Origin of the sequence: Hydrogenophaga sp. Root209 (genome assembly GCF_001428625.1) — a bacterium.
Lineage (GTDB): Bacteria > Pseudomonadota > Gammaproteobacteria > Burkholderiales > Burkholderiaceae_C > Hydrogenophaga.
Genome location: NZ_LMIE01000029.1, coordinates 159,731 through 178,225, shown reverse-complemented (window position 1 = coordinate 178,225; position 18,495 = coordinate 159,731). Strand labels below are relative to the sequence as shown.

General features: G+C 65.1%; 18 protein-coding genes and 2 pseudogenes. 12 read left to right on the top strand and 8 right to left on the bottom strand.

Features of this window, described 5'->3' with window-relative positions; all coding sequences use genetic code 11:
• Positions 1 to 115 precede the first annotated feature (115 nt).
• Positions 116 to 1,033, top strand: a complete 918-nt coding sequence (arcC, locus tag ASE11_RS14350; protein ID WP_056272687.1) for a carbamate kinase — start codon at positions 116 to 118, stop codon at positions 1,031 to 1,033.
• 28 nt (positions 1,034 to 1,061) lie between these two features.
• Here arcC and ASE11_RS25920 read toward each other — a convergent pair whose 3' ends face one another.
• From ASE11_RS25920 to ASE11_RS14340, 3 genes are all read right to left on the bottom strand, one after another.
• The gene (locus ASE11_RS25920) at positions 1,062 to 1,283 is read right to left on the bottom strand and encodes a hypothetical protein (protein ID WP_200959361.1); all 222 of its coding nucleotides are present in this window, start codon (positions 1,281 to 1,283) and stop codon (positions 1,062 to 1,064) included.
• On the bottom strand, positions 1,284 to 2,039 hold the full coding sequence (locus ASE11_RS14345; RefSeq protein WP_156406365.1) for a Crp/Fnr family transcriptional regulator: 756 nt from the start codon (positions 2,037 to 2,039) through the stop codon (positions 1,284 to 1,286).
• A gap of 197 nt (positions 2,040 to 2,236) precedes the next feature.
• Entirely contained in the window at positions 2,237 to 2,551 is a 315-nt protein-coding gene (locus ASE11_RS14340) for a BON domain-containing protein (RefSeq protein WP_056272684.1), read from the bottom strand.
• A gap of 311 nt (positions 2,552 to 2,862) precedes the next feature.
• On the opposite strand from ASE11_RS14340, the gene ASE11_RS25415 reads away from it, so the two are divergent.
• From ASE11_RS25415 to ASE11_RS14320, 5 genes are all read left to right on the top strand, one after another.
• On the top strand, positions 2,863 to 3,411 hold the full coding sequence (locus ASE11_RS25415) for a BON domain-containing protein (protein ID WP_082585749.1): 549 nt from the start codon (positions 2,863 to 2,865) through the stop codon (positions 3,409 to 3,411).
• A complete protein-coding gene (locus tag ASE11_RS14335) occupies positions 3,371 to 3,760 on the top strand; it encodes a DUF302 domain-containing protein (protein WP_056272681.1) in 390 nt (129 codons plus the stop codon). The genes ASE11_RS25415 and ASE11_RS14335 overlap by 41 nt, the downstream gene beginning before the upstream one ends.
• Before the next feature lie 111 nt (positions 3,761 to 3,871).
• A complete protein-coding gene (locus tag ASE11_RS14330; RefSeq protein WP_235501306.1) occupies positions 3,872 to 4,591 on the top strand; it encodes a Crp/Fnr family transcriptional regulator in 720 nt (239 codons plus the stop codon).
• A gap of 30 nt (positions 4,592 to 4,621) precedes the next feature.
• On the top strand, positions 4,622 to 5,323 hold the full coding sequence (locus ASE11_RS14325; protein ID WP_056274190.1) for a Crp/Fnr family transcriptional regulator: 702 nt from the start codon (positions 4,622 to 4,624) through the stop codon (positions 5,321 to 5,323).
• Positions 5,324 to 5,443: 120 nt separating this feature from the next.
• The gene (locus ASE11_RS14320; RefSeq protein WP_056274187.1) at positions 5,444 to 6,442 is read left to right on the top strand and encodes an aldo/keto reductase; all 999 of its coding nucleotides are present in this window, start codon (positions 5,444 to 5,446) and stop codon (positions 6,440 to 6,442) included.
• A gap of 24 nt (positions 6,443 to 6,466) precedes the next feature.
• Here the strand turns inward: ASE11_RS14320 and ASE11_RS14315 are convergent.
• Positions 6,467 to 6,826 (bottom strand): annotated as a pseudogene (locus ASE11_RS14315) (YciI family protein); the annotation flags it as partial.
• 180 nt (positions 6,827 to 7,006) lie between these two features.
• Here ASE11_RS14315 and ASE11_RS14310 point away from each other — a divergent pair.
• Positions 7,007 to 7,834: a DUF72 domain-containing protein gene (locus tag ASE11_RS14310; RefSeq protein ID WP_082585748.1), complete on the top strand. Its 828-nt coding sequence runs from the start codon at positions 7,007 to 7,009 to the stop codon at positions 7,832 to 7,834.
• Between the two features lie 116 nt (positions 7,835 to 7,950).
• On the opposite strand, the gene ASE11_RS14305 is transcribed toward ASE11_RS14310, so the two are convergent.
• The 4 genes and pseudogenes from ASE11_RS14305 to xdhA form a co-directional block, all read right to left on the bottom strand.
• Positions 7,951 to 8,343 (bottom strand): VOC family protein, encoded by a 393-nt coding sequence (locus ASE11_RS14305; RefSeq protein WP_056272674.1) that lies wholly within the window; start codon positions 8,341 to 8,343, stop codon positions 7,951 to 7,953.
• A 117-nt stretch (positions 8,344 to 8,460) separates the two neighbouring features.
• Positions 8,461 to 8,553: pseudogene (locus ASE11_RS26675) on the bottom strand (YciI family protein); the annotation flags it as partial.
• Between the two features lie 65 nt (positions 8,554 to 8,618).
• Positions 8,619 to 11,123 (bottom strand): xanthine dehydrogenase molybdopterin binding subunit, encoded by a 2,505-nt coding sequence (xdhB, locus tag ASE11_RS14300; protein ID WP_082585747.1) that lies wholly within the window; start codon positions 11,121 to 11,123, stop codon positions 8,619 to 8,621.
• A complete protein-coding gene (gene xdhA, locus ASE11_RS14295) occupies positions 11,120 to 12,613 on the bottom strand; it encodes a xanthine dehydrogenase small subunit (RefSeq protein ID WP_056274185.1) in 1,494 nt (497 codons plus the stop codon). Before xdhA ends, xdhB begins: the two co-directional genes overlap by 4 nt.
• 94 nt (positions 12,614 to 12,707) lie before the next feature.
• On the opposite strand from xdhA, the gene ASE11_RS14290 reads away from it, so the two are divergent.
• The 5 genes from ASE11_RS14290 (at position 12,708) to ASE11_RS14270 (ending at position 18,445) form a co-directional block, all read left to right on the top strand.
• Positions 12,708 to 13,652, top strand: coding sequence for a LysR family transcriptional regulator (locus ASE11_RS14290; RefSeq protein WP_056272671.1), 945 nt, complete (start codon positions 12,708 to 12,710; stop codon positions 13,650 to 13,652).
• A 22-nt stretch (positions 13,653 to 13,674) separates the two neighbouring features.
• Positions 13,675 to 15,213 (top strand): ABC transporter ATP-binding protein, encoded by a 1,539-nt coding sequence (locus ASE11_RS14285; protein ID WP_056272670.1) that lies wholly within the window; start codon positions 13,675 to 13,677, stop codon positions 15,211 to 15,213.
• Positions 15,200 to 16,255 carry an ABC transporter permease gene (locus ASE11_RS14280; protein ID WP_056272668.1) on the top strand — a complete coding sequence of 352 codons (1,056 nt, stop codon included), beginning with the start codon at positions 15,200 to 15,202 and terminating at the stop codon, positions 16,253 to 16,255. Before ASE11_RS14285 ends, ASE11_RS14280 begins: the two co-directional genes overlap by 14 nt.
• Before the next feature lie 2 nt (positions 16,256 to 16,257).
• Positions 16,258 to 17,178: an ABC transporter permease gene (locus tag ASE11_RS14275; RefSeq protein WP_056274182.1), complete on the top strand. Its 921-nt coding sequence runs from the start codon at positions 16,258 to 16,260 to the stop codon at positions 17,176 to 17,178.
• Positions 17,179 to 17,299: 121 nt separating this feature from the next.
• The gene (locus tag ASE11_RS14270) at positions 17,300 to 18,445 is read left to right on the top strand and encodes a BMP family ABC transporter substrate-binding protein (RefSeq protein ID WP_056272665.1); all 1,146 of its coding nucleotides are present in this window, start codon (positions 17,300 to 17,302) and stop codon (positions 18,443 to 18,445) included.
• Positions 18,446 to 18,495 lie beyond the last annotated feature (50 nt).

Genomic DNA, 18,495 nt, shown 5'->3' with positions numbered 1-18,495 from the left:
GCCTTCGGCGGGAGGGGGGCGACACCTGGGGCCGGCGGAGCCGGACCCTCGGTGTCTCTGGCCTGGCGTTGCTTCGTGCGTTGCGGGTCGCGCTTCGGCGTGATGGCGTACTGAGATGGCCCGCGTTGTGGTTGCTCTGGGTGGCAACGCGCTGTTGCGGCGCGGCGAGCCGGTGAGCGCGGCGACGCAGCGCGACAACATCCGCCGCGCGGCGCTGGCGCTGGCGCGGCTCATGGCCGAGGGGCACCAGCTCGTCGTCACCCACGGCAACGGGCCGCAGGTGGGCCTGCTCGCGCTGCAGGGCGAAGCCGCCGGCAAGGGCGCCTTTCCACTCGACGTGCTTGGTGCCGAGACCGAGGGCATGATTGGCTACGTGTTGCAGCAGGAACTGGACAACGCCTATGCGGGTGCGGCGCGCTTCGCCACGCTGTTGACACAGGTCGAGGTGGACCCACATGACCCAGCGTTCGATGCCCCGAGCAAGCCGGTCGGCTCGGTCTACAGCGAGTCCGATGCGAAACGCCTGGCCGAGCAGCGCGGCTGGTCCATCGCGCGCGACGGCGACGCCTGGCGCCGCGTCGTGGCCTCACCGAAGCCGGTGCGCATCCTCGAGATCGAGGTCATCCGCCTGCTGGTGGCGCAGGGCGTGACCGTGATCTGCGCTGGCGGTGGCGGCATTCCCGTGGCACAGCGCGCAGACGGCGCCTACTTCGGCGTGGAGGCCGTGATCGACAAGGACCACGCCAGCGGCCTGCTGGCCGCTGAGTTGAAGGCCGATGCCTTTCTCATGCTGACCGACGTGCCGGCTGTGTTCACCGGCTGGGGCACGCCGGCGCAGCGCGCGCTGGGTGACGTGACGCCGCAGGAGCTCGCAGCGCTGGACTTCGCTGCCGGCTCCATGGGCCCCAAGGTGCAGGCCGCCTGCGATTTCGTGATCCGCAGCGGTGGCATGGCCGGCATTGGCGCGTTGGACGACGCGTCGGCCATCCTGGCGCGGCGAGCCGGCACGCGGGTGGTACCCCCACAGGTTTGATCTCGGCGAGGTTCCCGGTGCAGCGAGCTCAAGGCCGAGTCGTCGGCCGGGGCTTGAACGGCTTGGGCGGGCCAGTGGCGCCGAGCACCTTGCCCGCAACCTCGCGCCCATACATCGAATCCTCGGTGGCGTGAAACTCGCGTTGTGTGCCTTGCACGTTGCCGATGTAGCGCGGGTCTTGTGGCCTCGACGGACCGCCCGCCATGTCGCTGCTTGAGTGGATACCTGTTGCCTCAGCGATCGCAAGCACTCAGAACGGCTGTCCGATCAGGAGGTCCAGTGGGTTCGTCAATGGCTGCGGCGTTGATCGCGCCAAGGGCAGCAGCCGGGTGTACTCGTTCTTGACCACTCTGTAGCACTCACAAGCCTGCCTCTCGAGCCCTGTGCGATCGACCACCTGGATGCGCCCACGCGCGTAGGAAATCTGACCGAGGGTCTGCAGCCGCAGCGCACCTTCTGTCACGCCTTCGCGGCGCACGCCAAGCGAGTAGGCAATCTGCTCATGTGTTGCGACGACCACGTTGTCCTGACCACGGTCCAGGTTCAGGAGCAGCCATCGGCACAGCCTCTCGTACAAGGAATGGTGGCGGTTGCACACCGCTGTCTGCGCCACCAGGCTGCTCAAGGCCAAGGTGTAGCGCAACAGCAGTTGCGATGCAGAGCCGAACCGGATGACCTCCTCCTGGAGCACCCGCGCCGGCAACCGGAGCGCCTCGCCGGGGCCTCCCACCACGGCACGGTTGGGCGTGGAGCCGCCCCCCAGAAGCAGCTCTATGCCCACGATCCCCTCGTTGCCGATGACGGCCAGCTCTGTCGATTCCCCGTCTGCCGTGACGTAGACGATGGAGACAATGGCCGTTGTCGGGAAGTACGCGAAATTCATCGGGTGGCCGGACTCGTGCAAAACCAGACGCTGCGGTAGATTGACCTTCTCCAACTGGGCAGCCAGCGCTGTCGCACGTCCTCCGGGAGGCCGGCGATGACGTGGTTCGTTGGTTGTGAACATGCAATGCACATGAAGCGACTCCGCCAATTCAGTGCACTGAACGTTAGGCTGTCCTGACCCAGGCTCCGTTGATCTGGCTCAAACTGCGGAGTGGTCGTGGCCGATGTTGAACAGTTCGGCCGATGGCATGGGCACCGCCTTGCGCTCCCACGCAACCAGTTGGACGAGAGCGCCGCAAGCGAGCGCTGCTCAGTCTCTCAAGGCCGCACAGTAATTTCGTTCTTGACCGACTTCACGCCGTTGACCTGGCGCGCGATGGCCTCGGCAGCGGACTTCTCCGCGGCGCTCTTCGCGAACCCGGACAGCATGACGGTGCCGTTGAGCGTTTCGACCCGGATGCTGGTGGCGGCAACTGTTTTGTCCTCGGCGAAGCGAGCCTTGATCTGGGTGGTGATGACGGTGTCGTCGACATACGCGCCGACCGATTCTTGACCGCGAGTAACGGCGCAGCCCGACGTGGTGAGTAGAAGCAGCGCGGTGAACGCGGCGACGAATGCGTGACTTGTGTTCATGGTTGACTCCAGAGGTTGTTTCTATTCGGCCAATCCGACCATCCGGGTCTTCAGTCCCCGAATGACTGTCAGTCTCCGAGAACCTCGGAATTCACTCTGTGCGATACCGAACATAGCTCTCCTTGGATCGCGTCATGCGGATTGCGTTGCGCACGCGTGGTGCTGTTTGCACGGATACGCTGAATGAAGAATGCGTCTGTGGCCTTCGGCGCACCATCGGAATCCGGCGCGACCTGCGTTCGGAGTCGGTGGGTTGTTGGGCTGCGCACGACAATGGTTCATTCCTCAATTCAGCATGAACTTCGGCTTCATTGAGCCTGCTCAATGCCGACACCACCGGCACACCGCAAACTGCAATTGCCGATGTTTCTGCGGATAAAACGGAGTTCAGAGGCCAAGTGAGGATTCCCCCTGAGGGGGGCGTTTCCAGCGTGTGTTGCCACACTCTGGTGGATGAAGGCAACCTCAGACCGGCTAAACCTCAGTGGGCATCGCCGGGGACCTTCACCATGGCCCGCCATTCGCAAGGGTGGCGGGCCATCTTGTTTCCGAACCGTGCTGGCTATGCGGCAAAGAGGTCGAACATGAAGACCGATGCGCAACTCAAGAAAGATGTGGAGACCGAGTTCGAATGGGACCCCTCGATCAACGCGGCCGAGGTGCGCGTCGACGGCTCTACCGAGCTTCTGCGCGGCTCGGTGCATTCCCTGGCCAAGCGCGTGGCTGAACAAGGTGCCGCCTGGTCGGCACCGGGTATCAAGAGGGTCGACAACGAATTGCGCATCACCCTGTGTAGTTGTCCCAGCGAGGAGAAGCGAGATGTACGGATTCAATACGACGATCGAGCTTTCGTTCGATGACGCCATTGAGCGCGTCATGGCAGCGCTCAAGCAGGAAGGCTTCGGTGTCCTCAGCGATATCGACGTTCAGGAAACGATGAAGAAGAAGCTCGGCGTCGACATGCCGCCCTACCGCATCCTGGGCGCCTGCAATCCACCGCTGGCGCACAAAGCCTTGCAGGCCGAGCCCGACATTGGACTGCTGCTGCCATGCAACGTGGTTGTGCGCCAGGAAGCCGAAGGCCGCGTCTCGGTGGCGTTCATCGATCCGCTGGTGATGATGGAGATGGTTGACAAACCCGAGGTGCAAGCTGTCGCAAAGGATGCCGAACAACGATTGCGGCGGGCTTGCACGAGCCTGGCGCACTGAGGATTTGACTTTTTCCGAACGGATAAAAGGTAGTTTCCGCCCAAGAGGTGGGCGCGTAGAGTGAGTAAAGAGCTGAGTTTCACGACAAACACCACGCGGGAGGGGGGCTCCTTGGAAGAACCATTCAACCCACGCCAGAACAAGCTGCTGGCCTGTTTGCCCGACGCCGAGTGGCGACACTGGAAACCCCACCTCGAGCTGGTGGAACTGCCGCTGGGCAAGGCGCTGTACGAGCCTGGTGCGCAGCAGACCTTCGTGTACTTCCCCACCAGCGCGATCATCTCGTTGCTCCACGTGCTGGACAACGGGTCGACGGCTGAGATCGCGGTCGTCGGATTTGAGGGCATGGTCGGCATCTCCATCCTGATGGGCGGCGGCTCCACACCGAGCCACGCAGTAGTGCAAAGCGGTGGCATGGGCTATCGACTGCGTGCCGATGCCTTCAAGGTGGAGATCGAGCGGTCCATCCCGGTCATGCACCTGATGCTGCGTTTCACGCAAGCGCTCATCACGCAGATGAGCCAGACCGCGGTGTGCAATCGCCACCACTCGCTGGAGAAGCAGTTCGGGCGCTGGCTGTTGCTCAGCCTGGACCGCTTGCCCGGCAACGAAGTGGTGATGACGCAGGAGCTGATTTCCCACATGCTGGGTGTGCGCCGCGAGGGTGTCACGGAAGCGGCGCTTCACCTGCAGGCCGCCGGCGTCATTCGCTACGCGCGTGGCCACATCTGGGTGCTGGATCGGGCCCGATTGGAAGAACGCACGTGTGAATGCTATCGGGTGGTGAAGAAGGAATACGAACGTCTGCTCCCAGCTCTTGAGACGACCTGATCTGACCGGTTGACGCGCGTGGATGCCCACATGAAAACCACCGAGAACGACCTCATTGCACGCCTGCCCAAGGCGGTGCGCAAACGCTTTCTCGCGCTGTGCGAGCCGTTTGAACTCGTGCTCTCGGCCGAACTCGGCGTGCGCGGCAAGGAACTGAGCCACGCCTACTTTCCCCGCTCTGGATTCATCTCGCTGGTGATCGACATCGACAGCCACCCACCGCTGGAGGTGGGCATGGTCGGGCAGGAGGCCATGCTGGGTTCTGAGCTGGTGCTGGGGCTGGCCAAGACGCCTTGGCGCGCGTTGGTGCAGGGGGCTGGCAGTTGCTGGCGCATTGAAGCTCGGGCGCTTCAGAAGGCCATGGAGGACATGCCTGCATTGCAGGACTTGATGAAGCGCACCTTGATGGTCCGCTTGCACCAACAAGCCTTGTCCTCGGCCTGCGAGCGTTTCCACCCGATTGAACAGCGGCTGGCGCGCTGGCTGCTGATGAGCCAGGACCGCGCCGATGCCAGCCACTTCTATGTCACGCAGGAATTCATCTCGCTGGTGCTGGGCGTGCGTCGAGTGAGCGTGAGCAAGGCTGCGGGTGACCTCAAGAAGGACGGGCTTATTGAGTACACCCGGGGCCAAGTCAAGGTACTTGACCGGGCCGGGCTCTTGCACAAGGCCTGCACCTGCTATGAGGCAGACAAGCTGCTGGACGCCATACTCATGAACGAGAAGAACTAGAGTTGAACCAGCGGGATGGGGTGTCACATGCTTGCCTCAAGATGTGAGGGCGGCAACAGCTGCAACGCGCTGTCCAGGCTTGGTCGACAGGCCATCTTTCCAATGACTCACATGACATCCGTGAAACACCGCAAACTGGGCGCCTCGGGCCTCGTCACATCCGCCCTGGGTCTGGGCTGCATGGGCATGAGCGAGTTCTATGGCCACACCGACGATGCCGATGCGCTGCGCACGCTGGCGAGGGCGCTGGAACTGGGTGTCACGCATGTCGACTCGGCCGACACTTACGGCCACGGTCACAACGAAACGCTCTTGGGCCGCTTCGTGGCGCAGGGCGGTGCGGCGCGGCGCCAGCAAGTGATTCTGGCCACCAAGTTCGGCATCGTGCGCGTGGCCGGTCAGTACGAACGGCACATCGACAATTCCCCGGCCTACATACGAGAGGCCTGCGAAGCCTCGCTGCGGCGCCTGGGGGTGGACCACATCGATCTGTACTACTGCCATCGCCGAGACCCGGCGGTTCCCATCGAAGAGGTGGTGGGCGCCATGGGTGAGCTGGTGCAGGCGGGCAAGGTCAGGGCCATCGGCCTGTCGGAGGTTTCGGTCGAGACGCTGCGCCGTGCCCATGCGGTGTTTCCCATCGCCGCCATGCAAAGCGAGTATTCCTTGTGGAGCCGCGAGCCCGAGACCGGCATGCTGGCGGCGTGTGCCGAGCTGGGCGTGGCTTTTGTGGCGTACAGCCCGCTGGGCCGCGCCTTCCTCACCGGTACGGTGGACGTGGGTCAACTGGCTGACAACGATTTCCGCAAGAACAACCCGCGCTTTGTTGGCGAGGCGCAGGCGGCGAACCAGCGCCTGGTGGCATCGCTGACGGCCTTCGCGGCCGATCGGGGGCTGAGCAATTCGCAGGTCGCACTCGCCTGGATGCTCAACAAGCATGCCCACGTCGTGCCGATTCCAGGCACACGCCGCATCGCCTACCTGGAGAGCAACGTGAGCTCGGTCGACATCGTGCTCACGCCCAGCGAGATCGAGCAACTGGATCGGCTGTTCGATCCGCTGGCCGTGGCCGGCGCCCGTTATCCCGACGCTGGTTTGCTGGGCATCGAAGCCGGGTAAACACGTCAGCGGCTATCAAGCCAGATCAGCGGCCTCGTACAGCGGCCGGATCTCGATCTCGCTCGGTCCCGGCATGGGATTGGGACAGCGCCGCACCCAGGCGACCGCTTCCTCCATGTCCTTCACTTCCCACAGCCAGAAGCCGGCGACCAGTTCCTTGGTTTCGGCAAAAGGCCCGTCAATCACCCTGCGGCCGGCACCGTCAAACGCGACGCGCTTGCCGTGCACCGAAGGCTTGAGGCCATCAGCGGTCAGCAAGACGCCGGCATCGCGCAGCTCATCATTGAACCTGTCCATCGCGGCGAACATCTCGGTCGCCCAGGGGGTGGACAGCAAACCCTTTTCGCTGTCTTCAGTCGCCTTCACGAGCACCATCACGCGCATGGCCATCTCCTTGGTGGGTCCGGCCGAAGCGGCCAGGTATTGGAACGACGAAGAGGGCCGCAGGAAATCGACACGGAGCGGCCCGTCGCCGGCTCATCGAGGTGGCCATCTTCTCTGACCGCCTCGCGTGAGAGCAATCCCGTTAGAGTGGTGGCGAATCACTTTTCCGGGGAGACGAACATGGCCACAAGACAAGCAGCGTCGGGCACCGTCAGAGCGGGCATTGGCGGCTGGACGTACGAACCCTGGCGCGACAATTTCTACCCCAAGGGCCTCGCTCACAGCAAAGAACTCGCTTTCGCCAGTGCTCAGCTCACGGCAATCGAGGTCAATGGCACCTACTACAGCACCTTCAAACCACCGACCTTCGCCAAGTGGCGTGACGAGACGCCCGACGGTTTCATGTTCTCCCTGAAGGCCAATCGCTTTGCGACCAACCGCAAGGTGCTGGCCGATGCGGGCGAGTCCATCGAACGGTTCGTCGGCAGCGGCCTGAGCGAGCTGGGTCCCAAGCTCGGGCCACTCGTGTGGCAGTTCGCGCCAACCAAGCTGTTCGATCCCGTGGACTTCGAGGCTTTCCTCAAGCTGCTGCCGGGCAAGGTGGACGGCTTGCCCCTGCGCCACGCGCTGGATGTGCGGCACAACAGTTTCATGGACCCTGCCTACCTGGCGCTGGCGCGCAAGTACCGGTGCGCGACGGTGTTCACCGATTCGGACGACTACCCGTCGTTTGCCGACCTGACCGCGGACGTCGTCTACGCGCGTCTGATGCGCACCGACCCGAAGGTGAAGACGGGTTATGCGCCCAAGGCGCTGGACCGGTGGGCCGAGGCAGCGAAGACCTGGGCGGCGGGCGGTGAGCCCGCCGATGTGCCACGGCTGGAAAGCCCCGGAAAGAAGGCCGGGCCGCGTGACGTATTCATGTACTTCATCAGCGGCGCCAAGGAACGGGCGCCTGCGGCGGCGATGGCTTTGATCGAACGCCTGAACAAGGCTGTCCCTGCCTGAACCTGCGGGCCCTCGGCCGCTGCGCCAAGCGAGCCGCTCAGCGTTGGGGCGGCTTGAGCGATTGGGGCCGAGGTTGTTGATTCCGGCACCAGGTCAAACAAGCCTGATCATGGTCTTTAGGGCACGCGGTACAGCGCGCAGAGCTTGTTGCCGTCCGGGTCGCGCACATAGGCCAGGTGCATGCTGCCTGAGGGGCCTCCGCGCGGGCCGGGTGCGTCTTCAATCGACACACCACCATGCGCCACCGCCGTGTCGTGAAACGCCTGCAACTGCTCGGGTGACGAGCATTTGAACCCAATGGTGCCGCCGTTGGCGGGGCACGCCGTTTCCCCGTTGATGGGTTCGCTCACGCAGAACGAGGTGCCTTCGTGGCGAAAGAAGAGCCGCTTGTGGCCCGAGCCCGCCGTGTTCTGCACCGGTTCACCCACGCCGAGCGTGCCGAGCACCGCGGTGTAGAAGGTCTTCGAGCGCTCAAGGTCGTTGGACCCAACCATCACATGACTGAACATTTTGTCTCCTTGCGGCAAAAAATTTTGCAGGCGGATGCTATCGCGTGGGGAGGAGTTGAGTGGGCTGCTAGGCTGAAAGCGGTTTGCTCGCTCAGCCGCCACGCCCTGACGGCGTCAACCCAGATCGGCCGCCTCATACAGCGGCCGGATCTCGATCTCGCTCGGCCCGAGCATCGGGTTGGGGCAACGCTTCGCCCAGGCGATCGCCTCCAACTGGTCGCGGTCATCTGACCGCCGTGCACTTTAATCCGGTGCAATTTAACTAACGAAGCCCCTTACCCCACCGCCCTCAAGACCTCTTCCGCCGTCCCCGGCGCATTCATCCCCTCAGGCTGCCCCCCCGCCTGCGCCACCGCGTCGCGCAGCGCCTCAAACACGCTGATCGCCAGCATGAACGGTGGCTCGCCCACGGCCTTGCTGCCGTGCACGTTGTCTTCGCGGTTGGGCTCGGGCCAGAGGTCAATCTTGAAGTGTTCGGGGATGTCGCCGGTGGCAGGGATCTTGTAGGTGCTGGGGGCGTGGGTTTGCAGGTAACCCTTGTCGTTCCAGACGAGTTGCTCCGTCGTCAACCAGCCCATGCCTTGCACAAAGCCGCCCTCGATCTGGCCGATGTCGATGGCGGGGTTGATGCTGCGGCCCACGTCGTGAAGGATGTCGACCTTGAGCACGCGGCTCTCGCCCGTGAGGGTGTCGATGGCGACCTCAGTCACTGCTGCGCCGTAGGCGAAGTAGTAGAACGGCCGGCCCTGCATGGTGGTCTTGTCGTAGTGGATCTTGGGCGTGCGGTAGAAGCCGTCGCTCCAGAGCTGGATGCGGTTGGCGTAGGCGGCGTGCGCCACGTCGTTGAACGCCCGCGTGGTCTTGGGTGTGATCACCTGGCCGGCTTCGAACCGAACCGCGCCCGCGCCGCAGCCGTCCAGGCCTGAGACGAAGGCGGCGAGGTTGTCGCGCACGTGGCGCGCCGCAAACTGTGCGGCGCGGCCATTGAGGTCGGTGCCGCTGCTGGCGGCGGTGGCGCTGGCGTTGGGCACCTTGCTGGTGTCGGCCGCGGTGGACATGACCTGCTCGAACGGCACGCCCAATTCATCGGCCACGATGGCGGCCACCTTGGTGTTGAGGCCCTGACCCATCTCGGTGCCGCCGTGGTTCACCTGCACGCTGCCGTCGGTGTACACGTGCACCAGCGCACCGGCTTGGTTGAACAGCGTGGCGGTGAAACTGATGCCGAACTTCACGGGGGTCAGCGCCATGCCCTTCTTGATGATGGGGCTCTTGGCGTTCCAGGCGGCTATCTGATCGCGGCGTTCGCGGTAGTGGCTGGTTTGTGCCAGCGCGGTCATGAGGGGTTCGAGGATGTTGTCTTCCACCGGCATCTGGTAGTGGGTGACGTTGCGTTGTGCCAGGGCTTCGACAGGCTCAGCCCGAACGGACTTTCCCCGTCCGCCCTGAGCTTGTCGAAGGGCCCCGGTGGTGGGTTCATCGCTGTACAGATTGCGCAGCCGCACGTCCAGTGGATCAAGGCCGAGCCTGCGGGCAATGTCGCTCAAGATGCGCTCGATCACGATCACGCCTTGCGGGCCGCCGAAGCCGCGAAACGCGGTGTGGCTTTGGGTGTTGGTCTTGCAGCGGTAGCTGGCAATGGCCACGTCTTCCAGAAAGTAGGCGTTGTCGGCGTGGAAGATGGCGCGGTCTGCCACGGGGCCTGAAAGGTCGGCGCTGAAACCGCAGTTGGCCAGCATCTCCAGCTCCAGCCCGCAGAGCAGGCCGCTGTCGTCGAACCCGGCGCGGTAGTGGTAGGCGAAGGGGTGGCGTTTGCCGGTGATCATGAAGTCGTCGTCGCGGTCCAGCCGCAGCTTCACCGGGCACTTGAGCTGGTTGGCGGCGATGGCGGCCCACACGGCCAGGTGGCCGGCCTGTGTTTCCTTGCCACCGAAACCGCCGCCCATGCGCCGGCATTCCACCGTCACAGCGTGGTTGGCCAGGCCCAGCGCGTGCGACACCCAGTGCTGCACTTCGCCGGGGTGCTGCGTGCTGGTGTAGACCCACCACTGGTTCTGCTCCAGCGGCAACACGTAGGCGACCTGGCCTTCCAGATAGAAGTGCTCCTGGCCGCCCACCTCGAACTGGCCTTGCAGGGTGTGAGGCGCGCGCTTCAGGGCAGCCGCGGCGTCGCCGCGTTTCACATGCACCGGTGGCAACACGTAGCTTTTCTGCGCGTGTGCTTCGTGCACGTTGATGACGGCGGGCAGGGGTTCGATGTCGAGCGTTACCAGCCGCGCGGCGCGGCGCGCGGTCATCACGTCGTCGGCCACCACGAGCGCCACCACCTGGCCGAGGAACTGCACGGTGTCGGTGGCGAACACGGGTTCGTCGTGCGCGAAGGCGGCCAGCATCGGGTCGCCGGGGATGTGCACAGCGCTGAAGACGCCGCGCACGCCGGGCATGGCGAGCGCTGCCTTGGCGTCCATGCCGCGCAGCTTGCCGTGTGCCACGGGCGAGCACACCGGGGCGGCGTGCAGGGTGCCGCGCACCTCGGGGATGTCGTCGATGTAGGTGGCGCCGCCGGCCACCTGGGCGCGCGCGCTTTCGTGGTGGCGTGAGACGCCGGCGGCGCGCACTTCCGTTCGGGCTGAACTTGTCGAAGCCGCAGCCGACGTGTTGGTGAGCCCTTCGACAGGCTCAGGGCGAACGGAGGTTGGCTCGGGTTCCGCCACCGCATCTGCGCGAGACGAGATCACTACCGGTGCGGTGGCGGGGTCTGTGTGGTCGCGTGCGTTCATACCAGTGCCTCCAGCGTTGCCGCGTTGAGGAGTTCGAGGTTGATCGCCTGCAGTCCCTGGCTCTCCAGCCAGAAGCGCTGCAGCAGGTTGCCCAGCACGGTCTGGCGGTAGGCGGCGCTGGCGCGCATGTCCGTGATCGGCTTGAACTCGCCGCGCAGCACGGCGATGGCGGCCCCAACGGTGTCGGCGCTCCAGGTCTGGCCGAGCAGGGCGGCTTCGGTCTGGCGGGCGCGAACCGGGGTGGCGGCCACGCCGCCGGCGCCGATGGAGATGGTTTTGACTTTGCCGCCTTCCAGCGTCATGCGGATGGCGAGGCAGACTGCGGAGATGTCGTCGTCGAAGCGTTTGCTGATTTTGTAGACTTTCATGGTTTCGCCCGCGACCGGCCGAGGCACCTTGACCCAACACAACAATTCGTCCGCCGTCATCACGTTGGTGCGGTAGCCCGTGTACAGGTCTTCCAGCAGCAGTTCCCGATGAGCAACGGCCTGATGTTTCACATCCCAGCGCATCAGCACCACGCTGGCGCCCAGCGCAATGAGCAGCGGCATGCTGTCGCCGATGGGCGAACCGTTGGCCACGTTGCCGCCCAGCGTGCCCGAGTTGCGCACCGGCAGGCCGGCGAAGCGCTGGGCAAAGGTCTTGAGTTGTGGGCGCTCGCTCACCAACGCGGCATAGGCTTCGTGCAGCGACACTGCCGCGCCAATGGCGATGTGGTGCGGGTAGGTTTCCACGCGGCGCAGTTCTTCGGCGGCGGTCACGTCGAGCACCTGGGTGAAGCGCTTGTGCATCTTCGTCACCCACAGGCCCACGTCGGTGGTGCCGGCGACCACCTGGGCTCGAGGGTGCGCGCTGCGCGCCTGCAGCAGGGCGGCGAGGGTGGTGGGGCGCAGGTAGGTCTCAGCCAGTGGCGGTGCAAGCTGCTTGAGTGCGGCCACGGTGGCGGCTTCGTCCACGCCGCAGCCGGCGGGCAAGGGCAGGCTGCCCATCTGCTGCGCTGCATCAAGAATGGGACGGTAGCCGGTGCAGCGACACAGGTTGCCCGAGAGCTCCACCTGCGCCTGGGTCCGGTCAATGCCTCGGCCTCCCTTCGTGTTCTGGTACATGCCAAACAGGCTCATGACAAACCCGGGGGTGCAGAAGCCGCACTGGCTGCCGTGGCACTGCACCATGGCCTCCTGTGCAGGATGCAGTTCGCCCCCGGGCGACACCAAGTCTTCCGTGGTCCACACCGCCATGCCCTGCACCGAATGCGCCAGCCGGATGCAGCTGTTGATGGCCTTGTATTGCAGCTGGCCGCCGACCGCCTCGCCCAGCACCACGGTGCAGGCGCCGCAGTCGCCTTCGCCGCAGCCTTCTTTGGTGCCGGTGCAGCCCAGGTCTTCGCGCAGCACCTCCAGCAGGGTGCGCTCGGGGGCCACGTTGCGCAGCGTGACGGGCTGGCCGCGCCGCAGGAAGCTAAGGGTTTGTGCGGATATTTCAGTGCTCATGCGCCCCAGCATAGCGCTGCCCCCATGGCACAACATATGCTCGTCCATATGTCCAGAATGCCCAAACCACCATCCAGCTGCATACACCCAGGGTATGAAATACATGTCGATGTTCGACAAGATTGACCTGCACCTGATCCGCGTGCTCCACACCGTGCTCACCGAGCGCAGCGTGTCGCGCGCGGCCATTCGCCTGGGCATGTACCAGCCGGCGGTGAGCGCGTCGCTCAAGCGCCTGCGCGAACTGGCCGGGGACCCCTTGTTGGTGCGTTCGGGCTCGGGCATGGTGCCCACCGTGGCCGGCCTGCGCATGATCGAACCGGCGGCCGACATCCTGCGCAGCGCCGAGGTGCTGTTCTCCGACGCGCGCAGCTTTGACCCGGCCACCGCCATTCACACCTTCAGCCTGGCCGCCAGCGACTACATGGACCCGCTGTTTCTGCCGCAACTGGTCACCCTGATCAAGGCCCAGGCGCCCAACTGCCCGATCGACATCCACCCGCTCTCGCGCGACTCCGATTACCGCAACCACCTGGCCCAGGGCGACGTGGACGTGGTGATCGGCAACTGGGCCAAGCCGCCGGACGACCTGCACCTGGGCCGCCTGTTCGGCGACGAGGTGGTGTGCCTCGTCTCGAACCAGCACCCGGCAGTGCGCCGGGGTTGGGACGTGGAGGCCTGGCTGGGCGCCGAGCACATCGCGCCCACGCCCACGCATCCGGGCGCGCGTGGTTTCATCGACGACCACCTGGCCACGCTGGGCATGGTGCGCAACCTCACCGCGCGCTGCCCGCACTTCGGGCTGATCCCGGCCATGGTGGCCGGCAGCCTGCTGGTGCTCACCACGGGGCGCCAGTACTGCGAACGCTTCACCGGCACCCTGCCGGTGAAGGTGCTGCCCAGCCCGGTGGAGTTCCCGCGAATGATGTACTACCAGCTCTGGCATGAGCGCACCCACGCCTCCAAGGCCGGACGCTGGCTGCGCGAGCAGATCAAGAGCGTGGCCGCCTCGCTGAAGCGGCCCGACGCCGAGAGCTGACCCCACAAAAAGAAGGAGACGCATGACTACCACCCGACTGCAACTCAGTGGCATCACCAAGCGCTATCCCGGCGTGGTGGCCAACAGCGGCGTTTCGCTCACCGTGCAGCCCGGCTCGGTGCACGCCGTGCTGGGCGAGAACGGCGCCGGCAAATCCACGCTGATGAAGATCATCTACGGCTCGGTCAAGCCCGACGAGGGCACGGTCACCTTCAACGGCCAGCCAGTGCACATTCGCAACCCGCAGGAGGCGCGAGCGCTGGGCATCAGCATGGTGTTCCAGCATTTCAGCCTGTTCGACACGCTGACCGTGGCCGAGAACGTCTGGCTGGGGCTGGACAAGTCACTCACGCTGCACGAGGTGAGCGCGAGCATCACCGCCAAGGCGGCCGAGTACGGACTGGACATCGACCCCTCGCGCCCGGTGCACACGCTGAGCGTGGGTGAGATGCAGCGGGTGGAGATCATCCGCGCGCTGCTCACGCGCCCGCAATTGCTCATCCTGGACGAACCCACTTCGGTGCTCACGCCTCAGGCGGTCGAAAAACTCTTCGTCGTGTTGCGGCTGCTGGCGGCGCAGGGCTGCAGCATCCTCTACATCAGCCACAAGCTGCACGAGATCCGGGAGCTGTGCGATGCCTGCACGGTGTTGCGCGGCGGCAAGGTCACCGGCGTGTGCGACCCGCGCCAGGAGAGCAACGCCTCGCTCTCGCGCCTGATGATCGGCGCCGAGCCGCCGGCGCTCAACGTGCGTGAATTGCACGCCGGTGCGTCGGTGCTGGATGTGAGCGGCCTCACGCTGGCCAGCGACGATCCCTTCGGCACCCACCTGGCCAACATCGCGCTCACGGTGCGCGCGGGCGAGGTGGTGGGCATCGCGGGTGTGTCGGGCAACGGTCAGAGCGAGCTCTTGTATTGCCTCTCGGGCGAAGTCACCCGCGCACCGGCACAGAGCATCCGCATGGGCAGCCATGATGTGTCGCGCCTGAGCCCCGGCAGGCGCCGCGCGTTGGGCCTGCATTTTGTGCCCGAGGAACGCCTGGGGCGCGGTGCCGTGCCCACGCTGTCGCTGGCGCACAACCTGCTGCTCTCGCGCAACGACGCGCTGGGCGCGGGCGGCTGGATCAAGGTGGGCGCTTTGCGCAAGCAGGCGGCGGAGGTGATCGCGCGCTACAACGTGAAGGCCAACGGGCCGGACGCGGCGGCCAAGTCGCTCTCGGGCGGCAACCTGCAGAAGTTCATCGTCGGGCGTGAGATCGAGGCCAGGCCCAAGTTGCTGATCGTGAGCCAGCCGACCTGGGGTGTGGACGTGGGGGCGGCGGCGCAGATCCGGGGCGAGATCCTGGCGCTGCGCGACGCGGGTTGCGCGGTGCTGGTGGTGAGCGAAGAGCTCGACGAACTCTTCGAGATCAGCGACCGGCTGCATGTGATTGCCAAGGGGCGGCTCTCGCCCAGCCTGAACCGGGCAGACGCGACGATCGAGCGCATCGGTGAATGGATGTCGGGCCTCTGGGACGACCCACAGAACAACAAGAAGGAGACCGCCCATGCTGCGGCTTGAAGTCCGTCCACAGCCGTCCAAAGGCTGGGGCTATGCGTCGCCGCTGCTGGCGCTCGCCATCACGGTGGTCATCGGCGTGATCCTGTTCGCGGTGCTGGGCAAGGACCCGGTGCGCGGCCTGCAGGTGTTTTTCTGGGAGCCGGTCAAGAGCACCTACGCGCTCTCCGAACTCATGGTCAAGGCCACACCGCTGCTGATCATCGCGCTCGGTCTGGCCGTGTGTTTCCGCTCCAACGTGTGGAACATCGGCGCGGAAGGGCAGTACATCCTGGGCGCGATCTTCGCGGCCGGGGTGGCGCTCACCGCCGACAAGTCGACCGGACCGTGGATCGTGCCGGCGGTGCTGGCGGCCGGCGTGATCGGCGGTATGGTGTGGGCCGGCATCGTGGCGCTGCTGCGCGACCGTTTCAACGCCAACGAGATCCTGGTGAGCCTGATGCTGGTCTATGTGGCCGTGCAGGTGCTCAACTTCCTCGTCTACGGCCCGTGGAAAGATCCGCAGGGCTACAACTTTCCGCAGACCAAGACCTTCGAGGCGGTGACGCAGATCCCGCGGCTGATGGACGGATCGCGCGTGAACATCGGCCTGCTGCTTGCGCTGGCCGGTGTGGGTGCGGTGTGGGTGTTTCTGTTCCGCACCTATGCGGGCTACGCACAGCTCGTTGGCGGTCTTGCGCCAGCTGCAGCGCGCTACGCGGGGTTCTCGTCGCGCAAGGCGCTGTGGACGGCCTTGCTGGTCTCGGGCGGCGCGGCCGGGCTGGCGGGTGGTCTGGAGGTGGCCGGGCCCATCGGCCAGCTCACGCCGTACGTGCCGGCGGGCTATGGTTTCGCGGCCATCATCGTGGCCTTCGTGGGCCGGCTGCACCCAGTGGGCATCGTGTTTTCGGCCATCCTCATGAGCATGTTCTACATCGGCGGTGAGCTCGCGCAGTCGCGCCTGGGGTTGCCGAAATCGATCACCGGGGTGTTCCAGGGGCTGCTGCTGTTTGCCCTGCTGGCCTGCGACACCTTGATTGCTTACCGCCTCGTCTGGAAGAAATGATCATGGAATCCATCGCACTGCTCTTCGCCGCCTCGCTCAACGCGGGCACCGTGCTGGCCATCGCTTCGCTGGGACTGTTGATCAACGAGAAGGCCGGCATCGTCAACCTGGGCGCCGAGGGCATGATGCTGTGCGCCGCGCTGGCCGGTTTTGCCACCGTGGTGCACACCGGCAGCACGGCGCTGGGCTTTGCCGCCGGCATGGTCGCTGGCGCGCTGCTGGCGGCCATCTTCGGCGGCCTGGTGATCTGGCTCAACACCAACCAGTACGCCACGGGCCTGGCGCTCAGCCTGTTCGGCGCCGGCTTCTCGGCCTTTGCCGGCTCGCGCTACGTGCAGGAAAAACTGCCCGAACAAAGCCAGTTCGCGATTCCCTTCCTGTCCGACATCCCGCTGCTGGGCTCGGCGCTGTTCCGCCACCACCCCATGGTCTATGCCTGTGTGGCACTGGTGTTCGCGCTCATCTGGTTCCTCTACCGCACGCGCTCCGGCCTGGTGTTGCGCAGCGTGGGCGAAAGCCCCGAGTCGGCCCATGCACTGGGTTACCCGGTGCGCCGCATCCGCCTGATGGCGGTGATGGCCGGTGGCGCGCTGTGTGGTCTGGCGGGTGCGTATGTGTCCACCGTGTACACGCCGCTGTGGGTCGAGGGCATGATCGCCGGCAAGGGCTGGATCGCGCTGGCGCTCACCACGTTTGCCACCTGGCGGCCTGCGCGTGTGCTGCTGGGGGCCTACTTGTTTGGCGGCGTGACCATGCTGCAGTTTCATCTGCAGGGCATCGGCGTGAACGTGCCCAGCCAGTTCCTGACCATGATGCCGTACCTGGCCACCATCGTGGTGCTGGTGCTGATCTCCCGCAACCCGACCTGGATCCGCATCAACATGCCGACTTCCATCGGGAAACCGTTCTACCCGGGCGCATAATTTGCAACGAACTTTCTTGAAAAATCCGCCTGTGCAGATACCCTACGGGGTTCGGCTGAACCGGCTGTCCATTTTTGTTTCCGTTTCCGTTCCACCACCCTCCCAACCCTGAGGTTCATCCATGACAGATCTGAGCAAACGTTCCCTGATGAAGGTCGCCGCACTGAGCGCGCTGGCCAGCGCCGTGCTGATCGGCTGCGGCAAGAAGGAAGAAGTCGCGCCCGCACCGGCGCCAGCCCCCGCCGTTGCCGAAGCGCCCAAGGCAGAGCCGCTGAAGATCGCGTTTGCCTACGTCGGACCGGTGGGTGACGGCGGATGGACGTTTGCGCACGACAACGGCCGCAAGGCGGTTGAAAAAGAGTTCGGTGACAAGGTCGTCACCAGCTTCGTGGAGAACGTGCCCGAGAGCGCCGACGCCGAGCGCGTGATCCGCGATCTGGCCAGCCAGGGCAACAAGCTGATCTTCGGCACCACCTTCGGCTACATGGAGCCCATGCTCAAGGTGGCGCCCGACTTCAAGGACGTGAAGTTCGAGCACGCCACCGGCTACAAGACCGCCGAGAACATGCGCACCTACGACAGCCGCACCTACGAAGGCGCGTACATGGCCGGCGTGATCGCAGGCGGCATGACCAAGAGCAACAAGCTCGGCATCGTGGCGTCGATTCCAATCCCTGAAGTGATCCGCAACATCAACAGCTTCACCTTGGGCGCGCAGTCGGTGAACCCCAAGGTCACGACCAACGTGGTCTGGGTCAACGGCTGGTTCGATCCACCGAAGGAAACCGAAGCCGCGACCTCGCTGATCAACGGTGGCGCCGATATTCTGTTCCAGAACACCGATTCGTCGGCCGTGCTGCAGACCGCCGAAAAGCTGGGCAAGCGCGCTTTCGGCTGGGATTCCGACATGACCGCCTACGGCCCCAAGGCCCACCTGGGTTCGGCCGTCATCAACTGGGCGCCTTACTACATCAAGGCCACCAAGGACGCGCTCGACGGCACCTGGGCCACCGGTGGCGTGTGGTGGGGCGTGAAAGAGGGTGCGATCGACATGGTCTCGGTGGCCGAAGACGTGCCTGCTGAAGTCAAGGCCAAGGTCGACACCGTCCGCGCAGGCTTGAAGGACGGCAGCTTCTCCATCTGGAAAGGCCCGATCCTGGGTCAGGATGGCAAGGAAGTGCTGGCCAAGGACGTGGTCGCCGACGACAAGTTTCTCGGTGGCGTGAAGTTTTACGTCAAGGGCGTCGAAGGCAAGGTCCCGAACTGATCCTGCGCGACGCGCTCTGCGAAAGAAAGCCGCCTCCGGGCGGCTTTCCT